Origin of the sequence: Mycobacterium sp. IS-2888 (genome assembly GCF_001954215.1) — a bacterium.
Classification (GTDB): domain Bacteria; phylum Actinomycetota; class Actinomycetes; order Mycobacteriales; family Mycobacteriaceae; genus Mycobacterium.
Genome location: NZ_MBET01000052.1, coordinates 66,155 through 86,384, shown reverse-complemented (window position 1 = coordinate 86,384; position 20,230 = coordinate 66,155). Strand labels below are relative to the sequence as shown.

Below are 20,230 nucleotides of genomic sequence, written 5' to 3'. Positions count from 1 at the left end.
GATCGCCGCGCCGCACCGTTTTTTCGCGGCGGGGGCAATCAATTAGCCTCATTAGTAAGTGGCGTTTCTTCAGGCAAACCGAAGCAATGTTGCCAATTGCTGCGAAAACAGGAGCAGTCGGTGTCCATTGATGTACCCGAGCTCGCGGAGCTGGAACAGGTTCGCGGGCGCTGGCGCGGCGCGGTTGCCGGTGTGCTGTCCAAGAGCACCCGGCGCGACCCGACCGAGTTGGGGGACCAGCCCGAGCACCTGCTGGATGCCGCGACCTACGACGGGTTTGCCATTCGGCCCCTCTACACCGCGTTCGACGAGTTGCCCGAGCCGCCGCTGCCGGGTGAGTGGCCCTACGTGCGTGGCGCGGAAGCCTTGCGTGACGTCACGTCCGGCTGGAAGGTCGCCGAGGTCTTTCCCGCCGCCGGAACCGCCGCCCGCGAGGCGAACGCGGCGGTGCTGGCCGCGCTCAACGACGGCGTCAGCGCGCTGCTGATCCGGGTGGGGGAGTCGGGCGTGGCGGCGAACCAGCTCGAGGGCGTGCTCGCGGGCGTGTACCTGAACCTGGCCCCGGTGATTCTCGACGCAGGGGCCGACCTCTCGACGGCCAGCGACGTCGTCCTGGCCATGATCGCCGCCCTGGAACCCGAGAACCGGGCCACCCTGTCGATCGACCTGGGGGCCGACCCGCTGACCGCGGAGCTGAGTGACCGTCGCGCGCCCGCGATCGCGGAGGTCGTCGCCGTCGCCTCGCGAGCGGCCCGCGAGCCGGGGGTGCGCGCGATCACCGTCGACGGGCCGGCGTTCCACAATCTCGGCGCCAACGCGACGTGGGAGCTTGCCGGCAGCGTCGCGGCAGGCGTGGCCTACCTTCGGGTGCTCACCGAATCCAGCATGCCGGTCGAGGAGGCGCTGGGGCAGATCAGCTTCCGGCTGGCCGCCGACGACGACCAGTTCATGACGCTCGCCAAGATGCGGGCCTTCCGCCAGCTGTGGGCGCGGGTCGCCGAGGTCGTCGGCAGTCCCGACGGCGGCGCGACGGTGGTGCACGCGGAGACGTCGCTGCCGATGATGACGCAGCGTGACCCGTGGGTGAACATGCTGCGCTGCACGCTGGCCGCCTTCGGAGCGGGGGTCGGCGGCGCCGACACGGTGCTGGTCTTCCCGTTCGACGTGGCGATCCCGGGAGGCTTTCCCGGTACGGCGGCGAGCTTTTCGCGCCGGATCGCACGCAACACCCAGCTGCTGCTCCTGGAGGAGTCACACGTCGGGCGGGTGCTCGACCCGGCCGGCGGCTCGTGGTTCGTCGAAGACCTCACCGAGCAGTTGGCCGGGCAGGCCTGGGAGCACTTCCAGGCCATCGAGGCACGCGGCGGATTCGGCCCAGACATGAAGGCCCGCGGCTATGTCGCCGACCAGATCGCCGAGATCGCCGCGCGACGCGCCGACGACATCGCGCACCGCCGCACCGCGATCACCGGGGTCAACGAATTCCCCAACCTCGCGGAACCGCCTCTGAAACAAGGTGAGCCGCAAGGCGATTCGTCGGTCGCGTTGCGCGCCGCCGGCAACGTTCAGCGCTACGCCGCCGCTTTTGAGGCGCTGCGCGACCGCTCGGACAGCTATCTTGCCCGCACCGGGGCGCGGCCGCGGGCGTTGTTGCTGCCGCTGGGGCCCCTGGCCGAGCACAACGTCCGGGCCACGTTTGCGTCAAACCTGTTGGCCTCGGGTGGCATCGAGGCCGTCAACCCGGGCACGGTCGACGCCGCCGGTGTCGCCGCCGCCGCTGCCGACGCCGGGTCGCCCAGCGTGGCGGTGCTCTGCGGCACCGACAAGCGTTACGGCGAAGAGGCGGCCGGGGTCGTCGAGGCGGCCCGAAACGCCGGCGTGTCACGGGTTTACCTCGCGGGACCCGAGAAAGCAGTGGCGGACCTCGACGACAGCGGGCGCCGGCCCGATGAGTTCCTGACCGCGAAAATCGATGCGGTCGAAGCCCTTTCGAATCTGCTCACCCGATTGGGAGCCTAGCCGCAATGACCACGAGCACCGCTGCGATCGGCAGCTTCTCCGACATCCCGCTGCACGGCGACCGCGATGTGCGGCCGCCCACTGAGGACGCGGTGGAATCCCACGTCGCCGCGACCGCGTCGGCGCAGGGGTGCACACCCGACCAGCTGGACTGGCATACGCCGGAAGGCATTGAGGTCAAACCGGTCTACATCGCCGCCGACCGGGCCGCGGCGGCCGCCGAGGGCTACCCCCTGAACAGTTTCCCGGGCGAGCCACCCTTCGTGCGGGGCCCGTATCCGACGATGTACGTGAACCAGCCCTGGACGATCCGCCAGTACGCCGGATTCTCCACCGCCGCGGATTCCAACGCGTTCTACCGCCGCAACCTCGCCGCCGGCCAGAAGGGGCTCTCGGTGGCCTTCGACCTGGCCACCCACCGGGGTTACGACTCCGACCACCCCCGCGTCCAGGGTGACGTCGGAATGGCCGGGGTGGCAATCGATTCCATCCTCGACATGCGGCAGCTGTTCGACGGCATCGACCTGTCGACGGTATCGGTGTCGATGACGATGAACGGTGCGGTGCTGCCGATCCTGGCGCTGTACGTGGTGGCCGCCGAGGAGCAGGGGGTGCCGCCGGAGAAACTGGCCGGCACCATCCAGAACGACATCCTCAAAGAGTTCATGGTGCGCAACACCTACATCTATCCGCCGAAGCCGTCGATGCGCATCATCTCCGACATCTTCGCCTACACCAGCGCCAAGATGCCGAAGTTCAACTCGATCTCGATCTCCGGCTATCACATCCAAGAAGCCGGAGCCACAGCGGATTTGGAGCTGGCCTACACCCTGGCCGACGGCGTGGACTACATCAAGGCGGGCCTGGACGCCGGGCTCGACATCGACAAGTTCGCCCCCCGGCTGTCCTTCTTCTGGGGCATCGGGATGAACTTCTTCATGGAGGTCGCCAAGCTGCGCGCCGGTCGGCTGCTGTGGAGCGAGCTGGTCGCCGGATTCGGCGCGAACGACCCGAAATCGCTGTCGCTGCGCACACATTCGCAGACCTCGGGCTGGTCGTTGACCGCCCAGGACGCCTTCAACAACGTCGCCCGCACCTGCATCGAGGCGATGGCCGCCACCCAGGGCCACACCCAGTCGCTGCACACCAACGCCCTGGACGAGGCCCTGGCGCTGCCCACCGACTTCTCGGCCCGCGTCGCCCGCAACACCCAGCTGGTGTTGCAGCAGGAGTCGGGCACCACACGGCCGATCGACCCGTGGGGGGGCTCCTATTACGTGGAGTGGCTGACCCATCAGCTCGCGCAGCGGGCCCGCGCGCACATCGCCGAGGTGGCCGAGCACGGCGGCATGGCCCAGGCGATCAGCGACGGCATCCCCAAGTTGCGTATCGAGGAGGCCGCCGCGCGCACCCAGGCCCGCATCGACTCGGGCATTCAGCCGGTGGTCGGGGTCAACAAGTACCAGGTCGACGAGGACCAGGACATCGAGGTCCTCAAGGTCGAGAACAGCCGGGTTCGGGCCGAGCAGCTGGCCAAGCTGAAAGACCTACGGGCGAGCCGGGATGCGCAGGAGGTCGAGGCTGCCTTGGCCGAGCTGTCCCGCGCCGCCGCGGCCCACGGTCGCGCCGGTGACGACGGCCTGGGCAATAATCTGCTGGCACTGGCCATCGACGCGGCCCGGGCCAAGGCCACCGTGGGCGAGATCTCCGACGCGCTGGAGCGCGTCTACGGGCGCCACCAGGCGGAGATCCGTACGATCGCCGGGGTCTACCGCGACGAGGCCGGCGGAGCCGGAGGAGGTGACAGCATCACCCCGCTTTCCAAGGCGACCGAGCTCGTCGAGAAGTTCGCCGAGGCCGACGGCCGCCGGCCCCGAATCCTGGTGGCCAAGATGGGACAGGACGGCCACGACCGCGGCCAGAAGGTGATCGCGACGGCGTTCGCTGACATCGGGTTCGACGTGGACGTCGGATCGCTGTTCTCCACCCCCGAAGAGGTGGCCCGCCAGGCCGCCGACAACGACGTGCATGTGATCGGGGTGTCGTCCCTGGCCGCCGGCCATTCGACGTTGGTGCCGGCGCTGCGCGACGCGCTGGCCGAGGTGGGCCGGCCCGACATCATGATCGTGGTCGGTGGCGTCATTCCGCCGGGTGACTTCGACGAGCTGTACGCCGCCGGAGCCGCCGCCATCTTCCCGCCGGGAACGGTGATCTCCGAGGCGGCGATCGGCTTGCTGAACAAGCTCGCCGAGCGGTTGGGGTACACGCTCACCTAGATGGCACCCGACCCGGACAACAACGCCGACGACACCGTCGAGGGGTTGGCGGCCGCCGTCCGTAGTGGCGATCGCGCCGCGTTGCCTCGGGCCATCACCCTGCTGGAATCCACCCGTCCCGATCACCGCGACCAGGCGCAGCAACTGTTGCTGACGTTGTTGCCGCACTCCGGGAACGCCCACCGGGTCGGCATCACCGGGGTACCGGGGGTGGGCAAGTCCACCACCATCGAGTCGCTGGGCATGCATCTGATCGACCAGGGCCATCGGGTGGCGGTGCTGGCGGTGGACCCCTCGTCGACCCGCACCGGGGGATCGATCCTGGGCGATAAGACCCGGATGGCGCGGCTGGCTCAGCACGCCGACGCCTACATCCGGCCGTCGCCGACCTCGGGCACGCTGGGCGGGGTGGCAAAGGCCACCCGGGAGACCGTCGTGCTGCTGGAAGCCGCCGGATTCGACGTGATCCTGATTGAAACCGTCGGCGTTGGGCAGTCTGAGGTGGCGGTCGCGAACATGGTCGACACGTTTGTCTTGCTGACCCTGGCGCGCGCCGGCGATCAACTGCAGGGCATCAAGAAGGGCGTACTCGAGCTGGCCGACCTCGTGGTGGTGAACAAGGCCGACGGCGAGCACCTGGCCGACGCGCGCCTCGCCGCCCGGGAGCTGGCCGCGGCCATCAGACTCATCTATCCGCGTGAAACGCTGTGGCGTCCACCGGTTCTCACCATGAGCGCGATGCAGGGCGCGGGCCTGACGGAAATGTGGGACACGGTCGAGCGTCATCGCCAGGTGCTCGCCGACGCCGGTGAGTTCGAAGCCCGTCGCCGAGACCAGCAAGTCGACTGGACCTGGCAGATGGTCCGCGACACGGTGCTCGACCGGGTGCTGTCCAACCCCGCGGTGCGCAAGGTCCGCGCCGAGGTCGAGCGTCAGGTCAAGGCGGGGGAGTTGACGCCGGCCATGGCCGCCCAACGCATTCTTGACGTCGCGTCCGGCTAACGGAAAGGCAACTAAGTCGCGATATGCCGTACGTAAAGTATGAAATCCAAGTAAATTTGACACTGTGACAGTGCAGTCCCGGGTCGATCTCCGTGCGGTCCCTTCTCACGATTCCCACGGCGCAGGGCATCGTGTGTCCGGCACGGCGGACCCAAACTTTTCTTGCGTCGTACGCGGCTTCGCGAGCACCTTCCCCGGACGCCGATTCGGCGGCGGGGCGCTGGCGGTCTATCTCGACGGCCAGCCCGTCGTCGACGTGTGGACAGGCTGGTCGGACCGGCGCGGCCGGCAGCCGTGGCAGGCCGATACCGCACCGATGGTCTTCTCCGCGACCAAGGGCATGGCGTCCACCGTCATCCACCGGCTCGTCGATCGCGGCCTGATCGACTACGACGCCCCGGTCGCCGAGTACTGGCCGGAGTTCGGCGCCAACGGCAAGTCGTTCCTGACGGTTCGCGACGTGATGAGGCACCGGGCCGGGCTGTCCGGGTTGCGCGGGGCCACCCGAGAAGACTTGCTGGATCACCTCGTGATGGAGGAACGGCTGGCGGCCGCGGCCCCGGGACGCTTTCTTGGCAAACCGGCATACCACGCGCTGACCTACGGATGGCTGATGTCGGGGCTGGCGCGAGCGGTGACCGGGAAGGGCATGCGCGCGCTGATCCGCGAGGAACTCGCCCAGCCATTGGACACCGACGGCCTGCACCTGGGCCGGCCGCCCGCCGAGGCGCCGACGCGGGTCGCCGAGATCATCACGCCGCAGAACATGCCCGGCATTCCGGCTCTCAACTACGCGGTGGTCAAGCTCGGCTCGCGGCTGTCCGGGGGATTCCGCTCGATGTACTTCGACGGCCTCACGGCCGCCGTGAAGGGCGAGATTCCGCTACTGGACGCCGAGATGCCGGCCGCCAACGGGGTGGCCACGGCCCGCGGCCTGGCTCGGATGTACGGTGCGATCGCCAACGGCGGCGAGATCGACGGCACCCGCTTCCTCTCCCGCGAGTTGGTCGCCGGGCTGACCGGCCGCCGGAGCCTGCGGCGCGACCGAAACATTCTGGTGCCGTTGTCATTTCACCTCGGCTACCACAGCGTGCCGTTCGGGAATGTGATGCCCGGATTCGGCCACGTCGGGATGGGCGGCTCGCTGGGGTGGGCCGACCCGCAGAGCGGGGTGGCGTTCTCCTTCGTGCACAACCGGCTGCTGTCACCTTTCCTGGTGCTGGACCACAGCGGACTGGCCACGCTCGGGAATCTGATCCGGCGCGGCGTCGCGCTGGCACGCAGAAACGGCTTCCGGCCGGTGACCGAGTTCGGTTCCCCGTTCGGTGAGCCGGAGCCCGTCGCCGGCTGACCCGGCGGGGCCGATTAGAAGGACGGCCTGCGGAACGGCGTCGTGTCGGCGTCGTCGCCGTGGAACTTCGGCCCAGGCCCAAGCAGTGTCCGCACCACCGGGCGCGGCGGGAGAGACCTAAGCATTTGGCTGGCCGGGCGCGGGCGCACTCGCTGCGGCCACCAGAACCACCGCCCGAGCAGCGCGGCGATCGACGGTGTCATGAACGACCGCACCACCAGGGTGTCGAACATCAAGCCCAGGCCGATGGTCGTACCGACCTGCCCGATGATCCGTAGATCGCTGACCGCCATCGAGGCCATGGTGAAGGCGAACACCAGGCCGGCGTTGGTCACGACCTTGCCGGTGCCGCCCATTGCGCGGACGATGCCCGTATTGATGCCGCCGAGTATTTCCTCTTTCATGCGGGATACCAGCAGCAGGTTGTAGTCGGACCCGACCGCGAGCAGGACGATCACCGACATCGGCAGCACCATCCAGTGCAATTTGAAGCCCAGGATGTACTGCCAGATCAGGACCGAAAGCCCGAACGATGCCCCCAGCGAAACCGCGACCGTGCCCACGATGACCAGTGCGGCGATAAAACTTCGGGTGATGATGAGCATGATGATGAAAATCAGGCAGAGCGCGCCGATCCCGGCGATATAGAGGTCGTATTTGGCACCGTCGTGGAAGTCCTTGAAGGTCGATGCGGTGCCGGCGATATAGATCTTGGAGTCCTCCAGGGGAGTGGTCTTGAGCGCCTCCTGCGCGGCCGTCCTGATCTGATCGATGCGCGCAATGCCCTCCGGCGTGGCCGGATCGCCCTTGTGCGAAATGATGAAGCGAGCCGCTTTCCCGTCCGGAGACAGGAAGGACGTCATCGCGCGCTGGAAGTCCGCGTTCTGGAAAACCTCCGGAGGCAGATAGAAGGTGTCGTCGTTCTTCGACGCGTCGAACGCCTGGCCCATGGCGGTGGCGTTGTCGCTCGATTCGTCCAACCCGGTGAGGGAGCCGGCCATGGTGCTGTGCATCGTCAGGATCATCTTCCGCGCGTCCTCCGCGAATGCGATGAGCGGCGGGAACTGCTCCAGCAGCTGCGGCAGCAGCGCGTCCAGCTGGTCGAGGTCCTTCACGAGGTCGTCGGTTTTGTCGCTGATCTCGTCGATACCGTCGAGCGTGTCGAATATCGACCGCAGCGACCAGCAGATCGGGATGTCGTAGCAGTGCTTTTCCCAGTAGAAGTAGCTTCGGATCGGTCTCCAGAAATCCTCGAAATCCGCCGCATGGTCCCGCAGCTCGTGCACGACCAGGGTCATTTCTCTCGTCTCGACGATCGAGTGGTGCGTGATCTCGGTGAGCTGCGACTGCAACTCGTACAAGTGCTTCATCGTCGCGATTTGCTGCGTTATCAGGTCGGCCTGCTTGAGCATGTCATCGGTGCGCAACTGCATGTAATGCATGTTTTGCAGCTGGCTCGCGTTTTGCATGCTCAGCAGGAACGGGATCGAGGTGTGTTCGATCGGTGTTCCCTCGGGCCTGGTGATGGCCTGCACCCGAGAAATGCCCGGAACATGGAAAATCGCCTTGGCGAGCTTGTGCAACACCAGGAAATCCGCCGGGTTGCGCATGTCGTGGTTCGATTCGACCATCAGAATTTCGGGCATCATCCGGGACTGCGAAAAATGACGGTCCGCGGCCGCATACCCAATATTCGCCGGAATGTCCTTGGGTATGTAGAGCCGGTCGTTGTAACTCGTCTTGTAGCCCGGCAGGGTCACCAGACCGACCAGCGCGACCGCGAGCGTCGCGATGAGAATCGGGCCCGGCCATCGGACGATCGCCGTGCCGACCCGGCGCCATCGACCGAACCCGATCCTGCGCTTGGGGTCGAACAGCCCGAACCCGCTGCCGACCGTCAGAACCGCCGGGACGAGAGTGAGCGCGACCGCGACCGCCACGACCATGCCCACCGCGCAGGGGACGCCGATGGTCTGGAAGATGGGCATGCGGGTAAAGCTCAGGCACAGGACCGCCCCGGCGATCGTCAAACCGGAGGCCAGCACGACGGGAGCGACCCCGCGGTAGGTCGTGTAGTAGGCCGTCTCCGGATCCTCGCCGGCCTGCCGTGCTTCGTGATATCGGCCGAAAAAGAAGATGCCGTAGTCGGTTCCGACGGCAATCCCGAGGGACACCAGCAGGTTGATCGCGAACGTCGAGAGCGAAAGAAAATCGTAATGGCCCAGAAATGCGACGATTCCCCGGGCCGCCCCAAGTTCGACCCCGACCATCACCAGCAACAGGACCACCGTGATGATCGAGCGGTAGACGAGGAACAGCATCGCAAAGATCATCGCGATGGTTATCGCGGTGATTTTCAGAATGGATTTATTGCCGCTGTGCTGCATGTCCGTGACGAGCGCCCCAGGGCCCGTCACATACACCCCCACACCGGGCGGCGGAGCGGTTCGCCCGACGATGTTGCGGACCGCGGCCACCGATTCCTGTCCCAGGGTTGTGCCCTGGTTGCCGGCGAGATTCAGCTGCGCGTAGGCGGCCTTTGCATCCGCACTCTGCGCACCCGCCGCCGTGAGCCGATCTCCCCACAAGTCCTGCACGTGCTCGACATGCTTCGTGTCGGCCCGTAGGTCCCGAATCAACTTGGCGTAGTAGGCGTGCGCATCCTCACCGAGCGGCTTTTGCCCCTCCAGCACGACCATCGCGAAGCTGTCCGAATCGGATTCCTTGAAGTCCTTGCCCATGCGCTTCATGGCCTGCACCGACGGCGCGTCTTGAGGGCTCAGCGGTACCGAGTGCTCCTCGCCGACATGCTCGAGCGATGGAATCGCCAGGGTCACAAGGAGAACCAGCCCGACCCAGGACAGGATGATGGGAATCGAAAGCCTGCGGATCGACCGCGCTAGAAACGGGACCTGATGGCGTTCGGTGCTCATGGGTTCAACCGGGTAGTCCGCCACTTACCGCGGCTGTCTCAGCAGGGCACGCACCAACGGGCGCGACCCTTCCGGACGCAGCAGTGCGCTGGCGGGGCGGGGGCGTACTCGTTGAGGCCACCAGAACCAGCGTCCCAGCAGCGCGGCGGTGGCTGGCGTCATGAACGCGCGCACGATCAGCGTGTCGAACAGCAGACCCAGGGCGATCGTCGTGCCGATCTGACCGATGATGGTCAGGTCGCTGACGATCATCGATGCCATGGTGAACGCGAACACCAACCCGGCGTTCGTCACGACCTTGCCGGTACCCCCCATGGCGCGAATGATGCCGGTCTTTATGCCGGCGCCCAATTCCTCTTTCATGCGGGCCACCAGCAGCAGGTTGTAGTCAGACCCCACCGCCAAAAGGATCAGCACCGCCATGATCAGCACGAGCCAATGGATCTGTATACCGATCAAGTACTGCCAGACCAGCACGGACAGCCCGAAGGATGCGCCCAGCGACAGCAACACCGTGCCCACGATGATCAGCGCGGCGATAAAGCTTCGCGTCATGATCAGCATGATGATGAAAATGAGGCATACGGCTGCGACGCCCGCAATCATGAGGTCGTACTTGGAGCCGAGCACAATGTCTTTCGTCATCGCGGCGGTGCCGGTCAGATATATTTTGGCGTCTTCCAGGGGAGTTCCCTTGAGCGCCTCCTCGGCCGCGGTCCTTATCGCCTCGACCCGTTCGACGCCCTCGGGCGACGCCGGATCGGCCCGTTGCGTAATGAGCATGCGGGCGGCCTTCCCGTCTGGCGACAGGAAAATCTTCATGACTCGTTTGAAGTCTTCGTTCTTGAAAGTTTCGGGCGCGATGTAGAAAGAATCGTCGTTCTTGGAGGTGTCGAAAGCCTTCCCCATGGCCGTCGAGTTGTCGGTCGACTGGTCCATCGCGGTGAACATCCCGGACATGGTGCTGTGCATGGTCAGCATCATGGTCCGCATGCTTTGCATGGTTTCGATCATCGGCGGGAACTGCGTGATGATTTGCGGCATGATCACGTCTAGCTGATCAAGATCCGCGACCAGGTCCTTCAGCTTGTCGCTGAGCAAGTCGATGCCGTCGAGGGTGTCAAATACGGATCGCAGCGAAAAGCAGATCGGAATGTCGTAGCAATGCTTTTCCCAGTAGAAATAGCTGCGGATCGGACGCCAGAAGTCCTCGAAATCCGAAACGTGGTCCCGCAGCTCGTCGGTGATGGCTTGTATGTCGTGCGTTTCACCGACCATGTGATGAGTGGTGGCGACGAGTTGTTGCATCAGGCCGTACATGTGCTGCATGATGTCGATCATTTTCGTCAGCTCGTCGGCCTGCGTGAGCAAGTCATTCATGCGTTGTTTCTGGTACGGCAAGAGTTGTTGCTGCGCGGCGCCTTGCATGCTGAGCAAAAACGGTATCGACGTGTGCGCGATCGGGGTGCCCTCGGGTCGGGTAAGGCCCTGCACTCTGGAAATTCCAGGAACGGCCAGGACGCCCTTGGCTAGTTTGTTCAATACCAACGCATCTGCCGAGTTTCGCAGGTCGTGATCGGCCTCGACCATCAGGATCTCGGGCGACAGCATTCGTGACTGAGGAAAATGTCGCTGCGCTGCCTGGAGCCCCAGGGCCGCCGGGATATTTTGCGGCATGTAGTGCATGTCGTTATAGCTGGGCTTGTATCCCGGCAACGTCAACAGCCCGATCAGTGCGACCGCTAATGTCGCGATCAGAATGGGCGCGGGCCACCGAACGATCGCTGTGCCTATTCGCCGCCAGCGGTGTTCCGAGATCCTCCGCTTGGGGTCGAGCAACCCGAACCGGCTCCCGACGTGAATTACCGCGGGAACGAGCGTGAGGGCGACGGCGACCGCGACGATCACGCCGAGCGCACACGGAATGGCCAGCGCCTGGAAATGCGGCAGCCGGGTGAACTTGAGGCAGAAAAGCGCGCCGGCGATGGTCAGGCCCGAGGCCAAGACGATCTTGGCGACCCCGTGGTAAGTGGTGTAGTAGGCGGATACCTTGTCCTGGCCGGCCTGGCGCGCCTCTTGATATCGGCCGAAGAAGAAGATGCCGTAGTCGGTGCCCGCCGCGATTCCGATGGATACCAGCAGGTTGACGGCGAAGGTGGTCAGACCGATCAGCCCATGGTCACCGAGGAACGCCACAATTCCCCGCGCCACCTGCAGTTCTATCCCGACCATCACCAACAGCAGGACGACGGTGATGATCGAGCGGTAGACGAGGAGCAGCGTGGTGCAGATGACCGCCAGGCTCACCACCGTGATGAGGACGACCGTTCGGTTACCGCTGCTGCCCATGTCGGAGACGATGGCCGCGGGTCCCGTGACGTAGGCCTTGATTCCGGGCGGCGCCGGCGTCCGTGCCACGACGTCCTTGACGACTTGGAGCGAATCATTCGCCAGCGTGGAACCCGGGCTACCGGTGAGGTCCAGTTGCACATAGGCGGCCTTGCCGTCGGAGCTTTGGGCGGCGCCGGCCGTGAGTGGATCGCCCCAGAAATTCTGGATGTGCTGTACGTGTTTCGTGTCGGTCTGCAGCTGGCGAATCAGGCGATCGTAGTAGCTGTGGGCTTCGTCGCCGAGGGGCTGCTGGCCCTCCAAGACGATCATTGCCACGCTGTCGGAATTGGTTTCCTTGAAGTCCTGGCCCATCCGCTTCATCGCCTGGAACGACGGCGCATCGGCGGGATTCAGCGACAGCGAATGCTCTTTCTCGACCTTCTCCAAGGAGGGGACGGCGACGCTGAGGACGATGGCGATACCCACCCAAATGAGAATGACGGGCAGCGAAAATCGGTGGATCAGCCGCGCTGCGCGGGACGGCGCGGCCGGCTCGTTGCGCGTGGCCTGGTCAATCATGCGGCCTTCAGCAGGCAGAAGGTGAACGCGTTCGTTTCGTGCGTGGTCTTCTCGGCTTTGACCACATCGTCGACCAGGATGCGGCAGCCGATGGTGTCACTGTCGCCCTGCGCCATGACATTTCCGATGGCCGTAGCCGAGCTGATCGCGAATTCCAGCGTCCACGGCAGCGGCGCTCCCTTGAGGTGCTGGGGTTCACCGTTGACGTCGAAGTAGCTGATGTCGGCCACGGTCCCCGGGTCTCCGAAGATCTCGTACCTGAGGTGCTTGGGGTTGAAAGGCTTGGCGTTGTCGACTCGGGTGTCGGAATAGGAGAGTCGTTTTTCATTGCCGAAGATGCCGTGCAGCCGCGACACAGTGAACCCTCCGGCAAGCACGACCACGAGGATGACCAGCGGAACCCACAGACGCCTTATAACACTGAAAATCGAAAACCCCCGATCGCGACGACTCCCGTGAGAACCACTTAGCTCTGGAGGCCGGTGAGCACTTTCCCAGTTAGCGGCTGAGCGGCCGGTTGGGTAACTAACGTCTGGGGGACCAGGGTTAGCGAGATCGGACCGCGCTTGCGCAACGCCACCGCGTTCCACCACCGCATTAACCTCCCACCAGTCTCCATGCTCGGCGCTCTCTCAGCCGTCGAGCATGCCACCCAAGACCGGCCGCGACACCTCGTTGACCGTACATCGAATGTGGTTGTCGTCGCAGGCTAACCGTGCGGCGGTTACCTCAAACGTGCAGCAACTCGGGAAGCGCAACCCGATCCTGACGAGTAAACCATGCGGGCAAGCCCCCATCTCGGCTCGTTCTCAACGCGATATTGGATCGTAATGCACGCCATATTCGCGACAGCACTCGACCGACCCTCCATATCTCTGGCAAATCACGCCACGTGCATCGGTGACGTTGACTGGCTCGACCGCAGGTCACAGCAACCAAGGTCGGCGAGGGGAAGTCATGCCGGAAACTTGTCCGAAACCCCGGACCGGCCGCCTCGCCCGCGAGGTATGGTTTGGAACGGCTTTACCGATGTCGACTAGAGGGGCGGGGGAATCACGCGGTGAGCGTCAATCCGTTCGATGACGAAAGTGGCAGCTTTTTCGTGTTGGTCAACGACGAGGAGCAGCACAGCCTGTGGCCGGCGTTCGCCGATGTTCCAGCTGGCTGGCGGGTGGTCTACGGCGAAGCCGAGCGCGCCGCCTGTCTGGACTACATCGAGCAGAACTGGCCCGATATCCGGCCGAAGAGCCTGCGCGACAGGCTGGCCGCGGGCGGCGCTTCCGACGAGTAAGGGCCGCAGGAGGATTCGCGGCGAGCTCGGGGCTTAGTCGATCTCGCCGGTCAGCTCGAATTCAGCCAGCGTGCGCGTAACAAGCTCGCGCAATGCAGGCTTGGTGTTCTCCGCGCCGGGTTGGTAGGACTCGATGGTGATGCCGATCTTGTCGCCAATGCGCCAGGACTGCAGGGTCAATTGGCCGCCGGCGCGCTCAAGCCACTGTCGCGTCACGCGTTGCGCGATCACTCGGATGAGGTGCAGGGGATACAGGTGAGCGGAGAGGGCGGCGAACTCGGCCTCGTTGCGGGCAAGCAGGATCACCACCAAGCCGAGATCGCGGAGATTCGAACAGAACACCGGGAGATCCGGGTCGTTGAGCGCCGCGTCGGCCACCCGTTTCAATGCACGCTTCGGCGCTAACGGGGTCAACCAGAGGAGCTGCCGCTCGTCTTCGTCCGGCGCCTCCCGCAGAGTGGCCAGCGCCTGCTTGATGGCGGCGCGGGCGTCACCCAGGTCCGTCGTTACCCGCGTCGGATCGACGTGGGTGCTCGCATACGACACCGCCAGCGCTCGCGTATCGCTCTCGGTGCGTTCGCTCATAGGCAATAGCAAGGTAACGGCGCCGTCGCTGCCACGTCGGCGTCCGACGCGCTCCCCGAGCTTCGCGGCGATCCCGGCGAGCAGCGTTTCACTCGTTCCGCCAAGAGCTTTCGCGCGGGCTTCCCACTCATCCACGTCGATGTGGGCCGTGATGACGGGCACGACGACCGTCTCGTCGTCACCGTCGGCTGCACCGGCGGCGACGGGTTGCGGCGCCGGTGATCCGGCAGCCTCGCGGCGCTGGCGACGGGCCAGTCTTCTCGCCGCGGCAACCGCTCGGGCGGCCTCGGGCACGTCCCGCGCGGCCTGGCGGAGGTCCTGCGCCACCGCGCGCAGGCGGGTGCGTGAGGCCGGGGGCGGGTAGCCAAGATCGCGCGATCGCTCCAGGATCGCCTCGGCGATCGTGAACGCGAGCCCAAAGCCGTCAATGAGGTAGTGCGAGGTCACCAGGCTGACGGCCGTCGAGCCGTCCGTGAGCGGAAGGACACCGATATTCCAGCCCGGGCCGCGTTCCAAATCGATCGGCAGCTGTGAGCGCTCGTCGGCCCAGTCGCCGAGTTCCGCGCGTGGGCGGGGACGGGGGGCGACGTCGATGTCGGCGGGTCCCGGATCCGCGACCCACCGATGACGGGCGAAGATCGGCGAACGCTCGATGTGCCGGCCCAACAGGCCGTCCGCGAGGGCGCGGTTGAAGCGCCTCACTCCATCGAGGTCGACAGGGTGCTCATACACCCAGACGACCTGGACGACAACCTGCCGGCCGATGGCGCGATGCTGCGAGAACAGGGCGTGGTCCATGATCGCGAGCCGATTGTCCGGCCTCGCATCACGTTTGGATTCGCGATCCTTTCGGGATGTGCGTGCACGCCAGCGTGTCCGGGTCGCCATCAGAAGAGACTAGCCGATTCGCGAGCGATCGCATGGAGGAACGCCACTCCGATACGTCGGTGCGAACACCATACGGCCAGCCGAACAATCTGACCAGCTGTTTTGCCTATAGGGACCGCGATACTTCGAGATGCGTTGCCGCACAGCGGTTCTAGTTATGTATCCGCGAGGTACGTTGTCGCGCAACATGTCTCAGACGACTAGCGGGACCCAGCGGTGGTGGGTCACTTGCCGACGGCCGGTGCGCAGCTTGCGGTATGTCGCTGATTCGCCCCCGGCAGCGCGGGTATCACCGTTATACTGCCGGGCGATTGAGCTGTGGAGGGGAAATCCGCTTTCATTTTCGCCGGAATGCGTACGACACGTGAAAGGCCGGACCACGCGATGAAGTTTGTGCTGGCGAGCTATGGAACTCGCGGCGATGTCGAGCCCGGTCTCGCCGTCGGGGTCGAGCTGGCGCGCCGCGGGCACGAGGTGCACCTGGCCGTCTCGCCCGACCTCGTGGGCTTCGTCGAGGAGGCCGGGCTCGCGGCAGTCGCTTATGGACCGGACACGCAGGTCACCGTTTTGGAGGCGCAGCGCAACGCGGCGACGTTTCTGCCCGGCAAGTTCTGGAAGGTCCAGGGCCACATCAGGGTGTGGCGCGACGTGCTGGCACTCGGTGCCCAGCGCTGGATGGAAATGAGCAGGACGCTGACGTCGCTGGCCGATGGGGCCGACCTGCTGCTAACCTGCCCCGGTTTCGAGGACGTCGCGGCCAACGTCGCGGAGTATCACGACATTCCGCTTGCGACGCTGCATATCACGCCGATCCGGGTCAACGGCCAGATCCTTCCGTTCCTGCCGCCGCCGGTGATCCGCTCCGCGATGAACGCGCTGGAGTGGCTGGGTTGGCGCTGGGGAAAGAAGCTCGTCAACACGCAGCGGCGCGAGCTGAACCTGCCCAAGGCCACCGGGCCCACGCCCCGGCGGATCGCCGAGCGCGGATCGCTGGAAATTCAGGCCTACGACGACTTTTGGTTCCCCGGGCTGGCGGCCGAATGGGCGAGGTGGAAGGCTCAGCGACCCTTCGTCGGTGCTCTGACGAGGGAAGTGGCGGCGGACACCGATGAGGAGGTCGCGTCGTGGATTGCCGCGGGAACACCACCGATCTTCTTCGGGTTCGGCAGCACACACGTCGGGTCGCCCGCCGACACGCTCACCATGATCAGCGCGGCTTGCACTGAGCTGGGCGAGCGGGCCCTGGTTGGCTCCGGCTGGACCGACTTCGGCGAGCTTCCCCATTTCGAACACGTCAAGGTGGTCGGTCCGATGAATTACGCGGCCGCCTTCCCGGCCTGCCGCGCGGTGGTGCATCACGGTGGCGCGGGCACGACGGCCGCCACCATGCGCGCCGGGGTCCCCCTGTTGGCGCTTTGGACGGGGCCCGATCAGGCGATCTGGTCGGGTCGGGTCAAACGCATGAAAGCGGGCACCGCCCGGCGCTTCTCGAACACCACCCAGCAGTCGCTGATCGCGGACCTGCGGACCATCCTCGCCCCGGAATATGTCGCGCGGGCCCGCGAAATCGCCACGCGGATGAGCAAACCCGCCGAAAGCGTCGCGGCCGCCGCCGATCTCATGGAAAATTTCGCCCGCTCGCGACGTGTTGGTTGATAGGCGAAAGTGACTGTGGGGCAAGGCCGCACGGTCGGGTGCGAAGGACTACAGTTCCCCGGAGTCCATGGCCTTCCTGACTTCCTGTGCGCGTGCCACGTCCTCGGCGGTGTAGCCAATCATCAGCGCCACCACACCGACGAGGACGCTTACCCCGGCCAGCCACAGCAGGCCGTAGGTATAACCCTGGTCCAGCGCATGCAGCTGGGCGGCGTTCATCGACTTCGCCGGCCCGTTGACGCCGCCCAGGGACAGCGTGTGCGACGTGACGATGGCCTGGATGACGGCCATCACGACCGGCCCGCCGAGGCTGAGCAGCATGAGCGAGATCGCGGACGTGGGGCCTATCCGGTCTTGACCGACGCTCGCGATCACCGATAGCCCGAGCGGGACGTTGGCCAGGCCGATACCGATACCGCCGATGACGAGCGGGACCACCAGATTCGGGAAGTACGGGATGCCGCGGTGGAACGTCGAGCTGTACAGCATGGTGCTCACCAGCAGCATCCCGCCCGCGACCACCAGTACCCGCGGCGGAAACCGCGTCACCAGCTTTGACGACGCGACGACGCCGACGCCCACGGCAAGGGCGAACGGAATGAAGCCAAGGCCCGCGCGCAGCGCGGTGTAGCCCATGATGTTCAGCGCATACAGGGTGACCAGCACGGTCAGGCTGAACAGCAACCCGCCGGCGAGGAAGATGGTCGCGAACGTGGCCAACCGGTTGCGGTCGAAGAACAGGTCAAACGGCACGATGGGGTTTTCAGCGGTGCGCTCCACCATGATGAACGCCGCAAAAGCGGCTATTGCCAGCACGCCCGCGCCGATTGCCGGGGCCGACAGCCAGCCCTTCTCGGGCCCCAGCGACAAGGCGACAACTGCGGTGATGCCGGTCAGCGTGGCCAAGGCCGCCCCCGCGACGTCGAGCTTCATCCGCTCGAGCTGGGTTTCCCGCAGCGCGGTGCGAGCGAGATAGATCACGAACAGCCCGACCGGTACGTTGACCAGAAAAACGAGCCGCCACGCCAAATCGGCGAGCGCGCCGCCCACCACCAGGCTCAGCACCGAGCTGACACTGCCCATCGCGCCCAGCACCGCCATCGCTGTATTGCGTGTCGGCCCCTTCGGGAAGGTCGTCGCCACCAGCGCAATCGTGGTCGGTGCGATGACCGCGCCGGCCACGCCCTCCAGCAGGCGGGCCGCAATGAGGGTCCCCCCGTTCTGGGCGATGCCGCAGACCGCAGAGGTGATGGTGAACAGCGCGACCCCTCCGATGAAGGCACGCTTGCGTCCGATGGTGTCGCCGACGCGACCGCCAACCAGCATCAGCCCGCCGTAGGCCAGCAAGTAGGCGGTGAGCACCCAGCTCCGCCCGGCATCGGACAGGTTCAGCTCGTTCTGGATCTTGGGAAGTGCGGCGATCGTGATGGTGCCGTTCATCATCGACATCAGCTGCATGCCACCCAGGGTCACGATTGCGGCGACGAACCGGCGCGACGGCATGCTGGTCTCCTCGTCGCTGCTGGTGTGGCCCAGCGCAGTCGATTCCATGGGCATGGGGTCGCTCATTCCGCCCGTTCTGTCGTTTAGTGGGGTATGCAGCCCTGCATCGTTAGAGCCGTCATAGCGGGACGCTACCGCATCTTAAGAATTGTTAACGGCAGAACGACGAGATAAACATTCTTCCCATCGGACGATCCAGTCTTAAACGCCTACTTGAGCGTTCGCGATCGGCTGGCGCCCTCCACTCACCGGCGGCTCGACCGCGGTCAGCCCAGCGATCTCCCGCTTCCTGATCGATGGCGTCGGGCCCACGCCGACGATGACTTTTCTATACTGTTCGCCCCTTCCCGGGCTGGTCAGAGCCCGGTCACGACGAAATGGTGCCAGCGCAGCCCGCACACGCTGTTTTCCGAGCCACCGGCGCGAACGCGAGCGAGCCGGCAACCGCGCCGATTGGTCGCGCCGTTCGGCGAAATACCTTGTCGCGCAACGTATCGCGGGGAGCTTCGGAACCCGGAAAGGGGAGGCGGCGCCGCCCCGTTGGTTGCCGATGTCCCGGTTCGCCGCCCCGGTGATGACTGCCCCTCTTCGTGCGATCCGGCAAACCTCGCCGTCTGATCTTGTTTCGACTCGCGCCCCGCCATGGTCACCGCCGATATCGCAACGGGGACAACGAATCTGGTCCGCGAGGCGGCGAAGCGCGGGGCGACGGCGCCGAGTGGGCCCCCGGGGTATTCATGCGACATTCCGTGATTCGCGAAAAATGGCCGCACCCCCCGCCTTCGTCTAACCTGTCGCCATGGTCAAGAGCCGACGCGCTGCCGGATCTTGTTCCGCACGGATGGAGACTCCCGGCCGCCCGGTCCTTCTGTTCGTATTGGGCATGAACCGTTCGGGGACGACGGCGCTCACGGGACTTCTGTCGTTGTGCGGTGGCACGCTCCCGGCTGGGCTGGTGGGCGCCATGGCGGACAATCCGCTTGGCTACTTCGAGCCGCGCAAAGCCAACTATCTCAACGAAGCAATCCTGTACCGGCACCGCAGCACCATCTTCGACCCGACCCTGCGACTGCATGAGGAAGGCGCGTTGGGCGAAAAGGAAAAGGCCGCCTGCGTCGCCGAGATCGGGGCGTATCTCAAGACGTTGCCGGCCGCGCCGTTGGTGGTCATCAAGGACCCGAGGATCACGCTGCTGTCCGGCGTGTGGTTCGACGCGGCGCGGCTGGCCGGATTTGACGTCATGACCGTGATTACGGTGCGCCGTCCGCAGGAGGTCATCGCGTCGGTGGCCGCGCAGATTTCGGCCTCGCCGGATCTGTCCAGCGCCCTGTGGCTGAAGTTCAACCTGCTGGCCGAGCGGAACACGCGCGGCCTACCGCGCGTGTTCGTCGAGTACGCCAATGTTCTCGATGACTGGCGCCGGGAAATAAAGCGGATTTCCGCGGCGCTCGGTGTTGACCTCGACACCCGGGATGAGGACGCAATCGATGAGTTTCTCAAGCCGGATTTGCACCGCCAGCGACACTGCGATCCGGTGGCAGAGCCCTTTGGCACGGACTGGGTTACCGCGGTCTACGAAACGCTGGGCGCCGCCGCGCGTGACGAACTCTGGGATCATGCTGCGCTGGATCGCGTTTTCGAGGCGTATCGCGCGAGCGAAAGCGGTTTCCGGACGGTGTTCAAGGATTTCCAGCGGCTGCATAAGCTCAACCGGCGCGTCCGGCCCTCCGTGTTCAAACTGATCATGGAGGTCAACGCGCTGGCTCACCGGCGCCGCGGGACTTGGGCCTAGAGCCGGCATCGAGCGAACACCGTT

The 20,230-nt window shown here is 65.5% G+C and carries 12 protein-coding genes; 7 read left to right on the top strand and 5 right to left on the bottom strand.

Annotation, left to right across the window (positions count from 1 at the left end):
• The first annotated feature begins 120 nt into the window (after window positions 1-120).
• From mutA to A5745_RS08525, 4 genes are all read left to right on the top strand, one after another.
• Window positions 121-2,019 carry a methylmalonyl-CoA mutase small subunit gene (mutA, locus tag A5745_RS08540; protein ID WP_076115768.1) on the top strand — a complete coding sequence of 633 codons (1,899 nt, stop codon included), beginning with the start codon at window positions 121-123 and terminating at the stop codon, window positions 2,017-2,019.
• A 5-nt stretch (window positions 2,020-2,024) separates the two neighbouring features.
• Window positions 2,025-4,295 carry a methylmalonyl-CoA mutase gene (gene scpA, locus A5745_RS08535; RefSeq protein ID WP_076115738.1) on the top strand — a complete coding sequence of 757 codons (2,271 nt, stop codon included), beginning with the start codon at window positions 2,025-2,027 and terminating at the stop codon, window positions 4,293-4,295.
• Entirely contained in the window at window positions 4,296-5,297 is a 1,002-nt protein-coding gene (gene meaB, locus A5745_RS08530; protein ID WP_076062858.1) for a methylmalonyl Co-A mutase-associated GTPase MeaB, read from the top strand.
• 64 nt (window positions 5,298-5,361) lie between these two features.
• On the top strand, window positions 5,362-6,648 hold the full coding sequence (locus A5745_RS08525) for a serine hydrolase domain-containing protein (RefSeq protein ID WP_076062855.1): 1,287 nt from the start codon (window positions 5,362-5,364) through the stop codon (window positions 6,646-6,648).
• A gap of 14 nt (window positions 6,649-6,662) precedes the next feature.
• Here the strand turns inward: A5745_RS08525 and A5745_RS08520 are convergent, their stop codons facing one another.
• From A5745_RS08520 to A5745_RS08510, 3 genes are read right to left on the bottom strand one after another with little or no spacing between them, the layout of a single operon-like run.
• On the bottom strand, window positions 6,663-9,581 hold the full coding sequence (locus tag A5745_RS08520) for an RND family transporter (protein WP_076063037.1): 2,919 nt from the start codon (window positions 9,579-9,581) through the stop codon (window positions 6,663-6,665).
• Between the two features lie 24 nt (window positions 9,582-9,605).
• On the bottom strand, window positions 9,606-12,491 hold the full coding sequence (locus A5745_RS08515) for an RND family transporter (RefSeq protein WP_076062852.1): 2,886 nt from the start codon (window positions 12,489-12,491) through the stop codon (window positions 9,606-9,608).
• The gene (locus A5745_RS08510) at window positions 12,488-12,907 is read right to left on the bottom strand and encodes an MmpS family transport accessory protein (protein WP_076063035.1); all 420 of its coding nucleotides are present in this window, start codon (window positions 12,905-12,907) and stop codon (window positions 12,488-12,490) included. Before A5745_RS08510 ends, A5745_RS08515 begins: the two co-directional genes overlap by 4 nt.
• A 644-nt stretch (window positions 12,908-13,551) precedes the next feature.
• Here A5745_RS08510 and A5745_RS08505 point away from each other — a divergent pair.
• On the top strand, window positions 13,552-13,782 hold the full coding sequence (locus A5745_RS08505) for an MbtH family protein (protein WP_076062850.1): 231 nt from the start codon (window positions 13,552-13,554) through the stop codon (window positions 13,780-13,782).
• Between the two features lie 33 nt (window positions 13,783-13,815).
• On the opposite strand, the gene A5745_RS08500 is transcribed toward A5745_RS08505, so the two are convergent.
• Window positions 13,816-15,255, bottom strand: a complete 1,440-nt coding sequence (locus tag A5745_RS08500; RefSeq protein WP_076115737.1) for a hypothetical protein — start codon at window positions 15,253-15,255, stop codon at window positions 13,816-13,818.
• 384 nt (window positions 15,256-15,639) lie between these two features.
• Here A5745_RS08500 and A5745_RS08495 point away from each other — a divergent pair, with 384 nt between their 5' ends.
• Window positions 15,640-16,911, top strand: coding sequence for a glycosyltransferase (locus A5745_RS08495; RefSeq protein ID WP_076062846.1), 1,272 nt, complete (start codon window positions 15,640-15,642; stop codon window positions 16,909-16,911).
• A gap of 48 nt (window positions 16,912-16,959) precedes the next feature.
• Here the strand turns inward: A5745_RS08495 and A5745_RS08490 are convergent, their stop codons facing one another.
• A complete protein-coding gene (locus A5745_RS08490) occupies window positions 16,960-18,468 on the bottom strand; it encodes an MFS transporter (protein ID WP_240563076.1) in 1,509 nt (502 codons plus the stop codon).
• A gap of 745 nt (window positions 18,469-19,213) precedes the next feature.
• Between A5745_RS08490 and A5745_RS08485 the strand changes: the two genes are divergently transcribed.
• Window positions 19,214-20,206, top strand: a complete 993-nt coding sequence (locus tag A5745_RS08485) for a sulfotransferase family protein (protein ID WP_254848519.1) — start codon at window positions 19,214-19,216, stop codon at window positions 20,204-20,206.
• Window positions 20,207-20,230: the final 24 nt, after the last annotated feature.

What these genes read in the sequence shown, in the direction of transcription:
- A5745_RS08495 (WP_076062846.1), top strand. Translation starts at nt 15,640, where the DNA reads ATGAAGTTTGTGCTGGCGAGCTATGGAACTCGCGGCGATGTCGAGCCC.
- A5745_RS08490 (WP_240563076.1), bottom strand. Translation starts at nt 18,468, where the DNA reads ATGCCCATGGAATCGACTGCGCTGGGCCACACCAGCAGCGACGAGGAG.
- A5745_RS08515 (WP_076062852.1), bottom strand. Translation starts at nt 12,491, where the DNA reads ATGATTGACCAGGCCACGCGCAACGAGCCGGCCGCGCCGTCCCGCGCA.
- A5745_RS08485 (WP_254848519.1), top strand. Translation starts at nt 19,214, where the DNA reads ATGGTCAAGAGCCGACGCGCTGCCGGATCTTGTTCCGCACGGATGGAG.
- A5745_RS08500 (WP_076115737.1), bottom strand. Translation starts at nt 15,255, where the DNA reads ATGGCGACCCGGACACGCTGGCGTGCACGCACATCCCGAAAGGATCGC.
- meaB (WP_076062858.1), top strand. Translation starts at nt 4,296, where the DNA reads ATGGCACCCGACCCGGACAACAACGCCGACGACACCGTCGAGGGGTTG.
- A5745_RS08520 (WP_076063037.1), bottom strand. Translation starts at nt 9,581, where the DNA reads ATGAGCACCGAACGCCATCAGGTCCCGTTTCTAGCGCGGTCGATCCGC.
- scpA (WP_076115738.1), top strand. Translation starts at nt 2,025, where the DNA reads ATGACCACGAGCACCGCTGCGATCGGCAGCTTCTCCGACATCCCGCTG.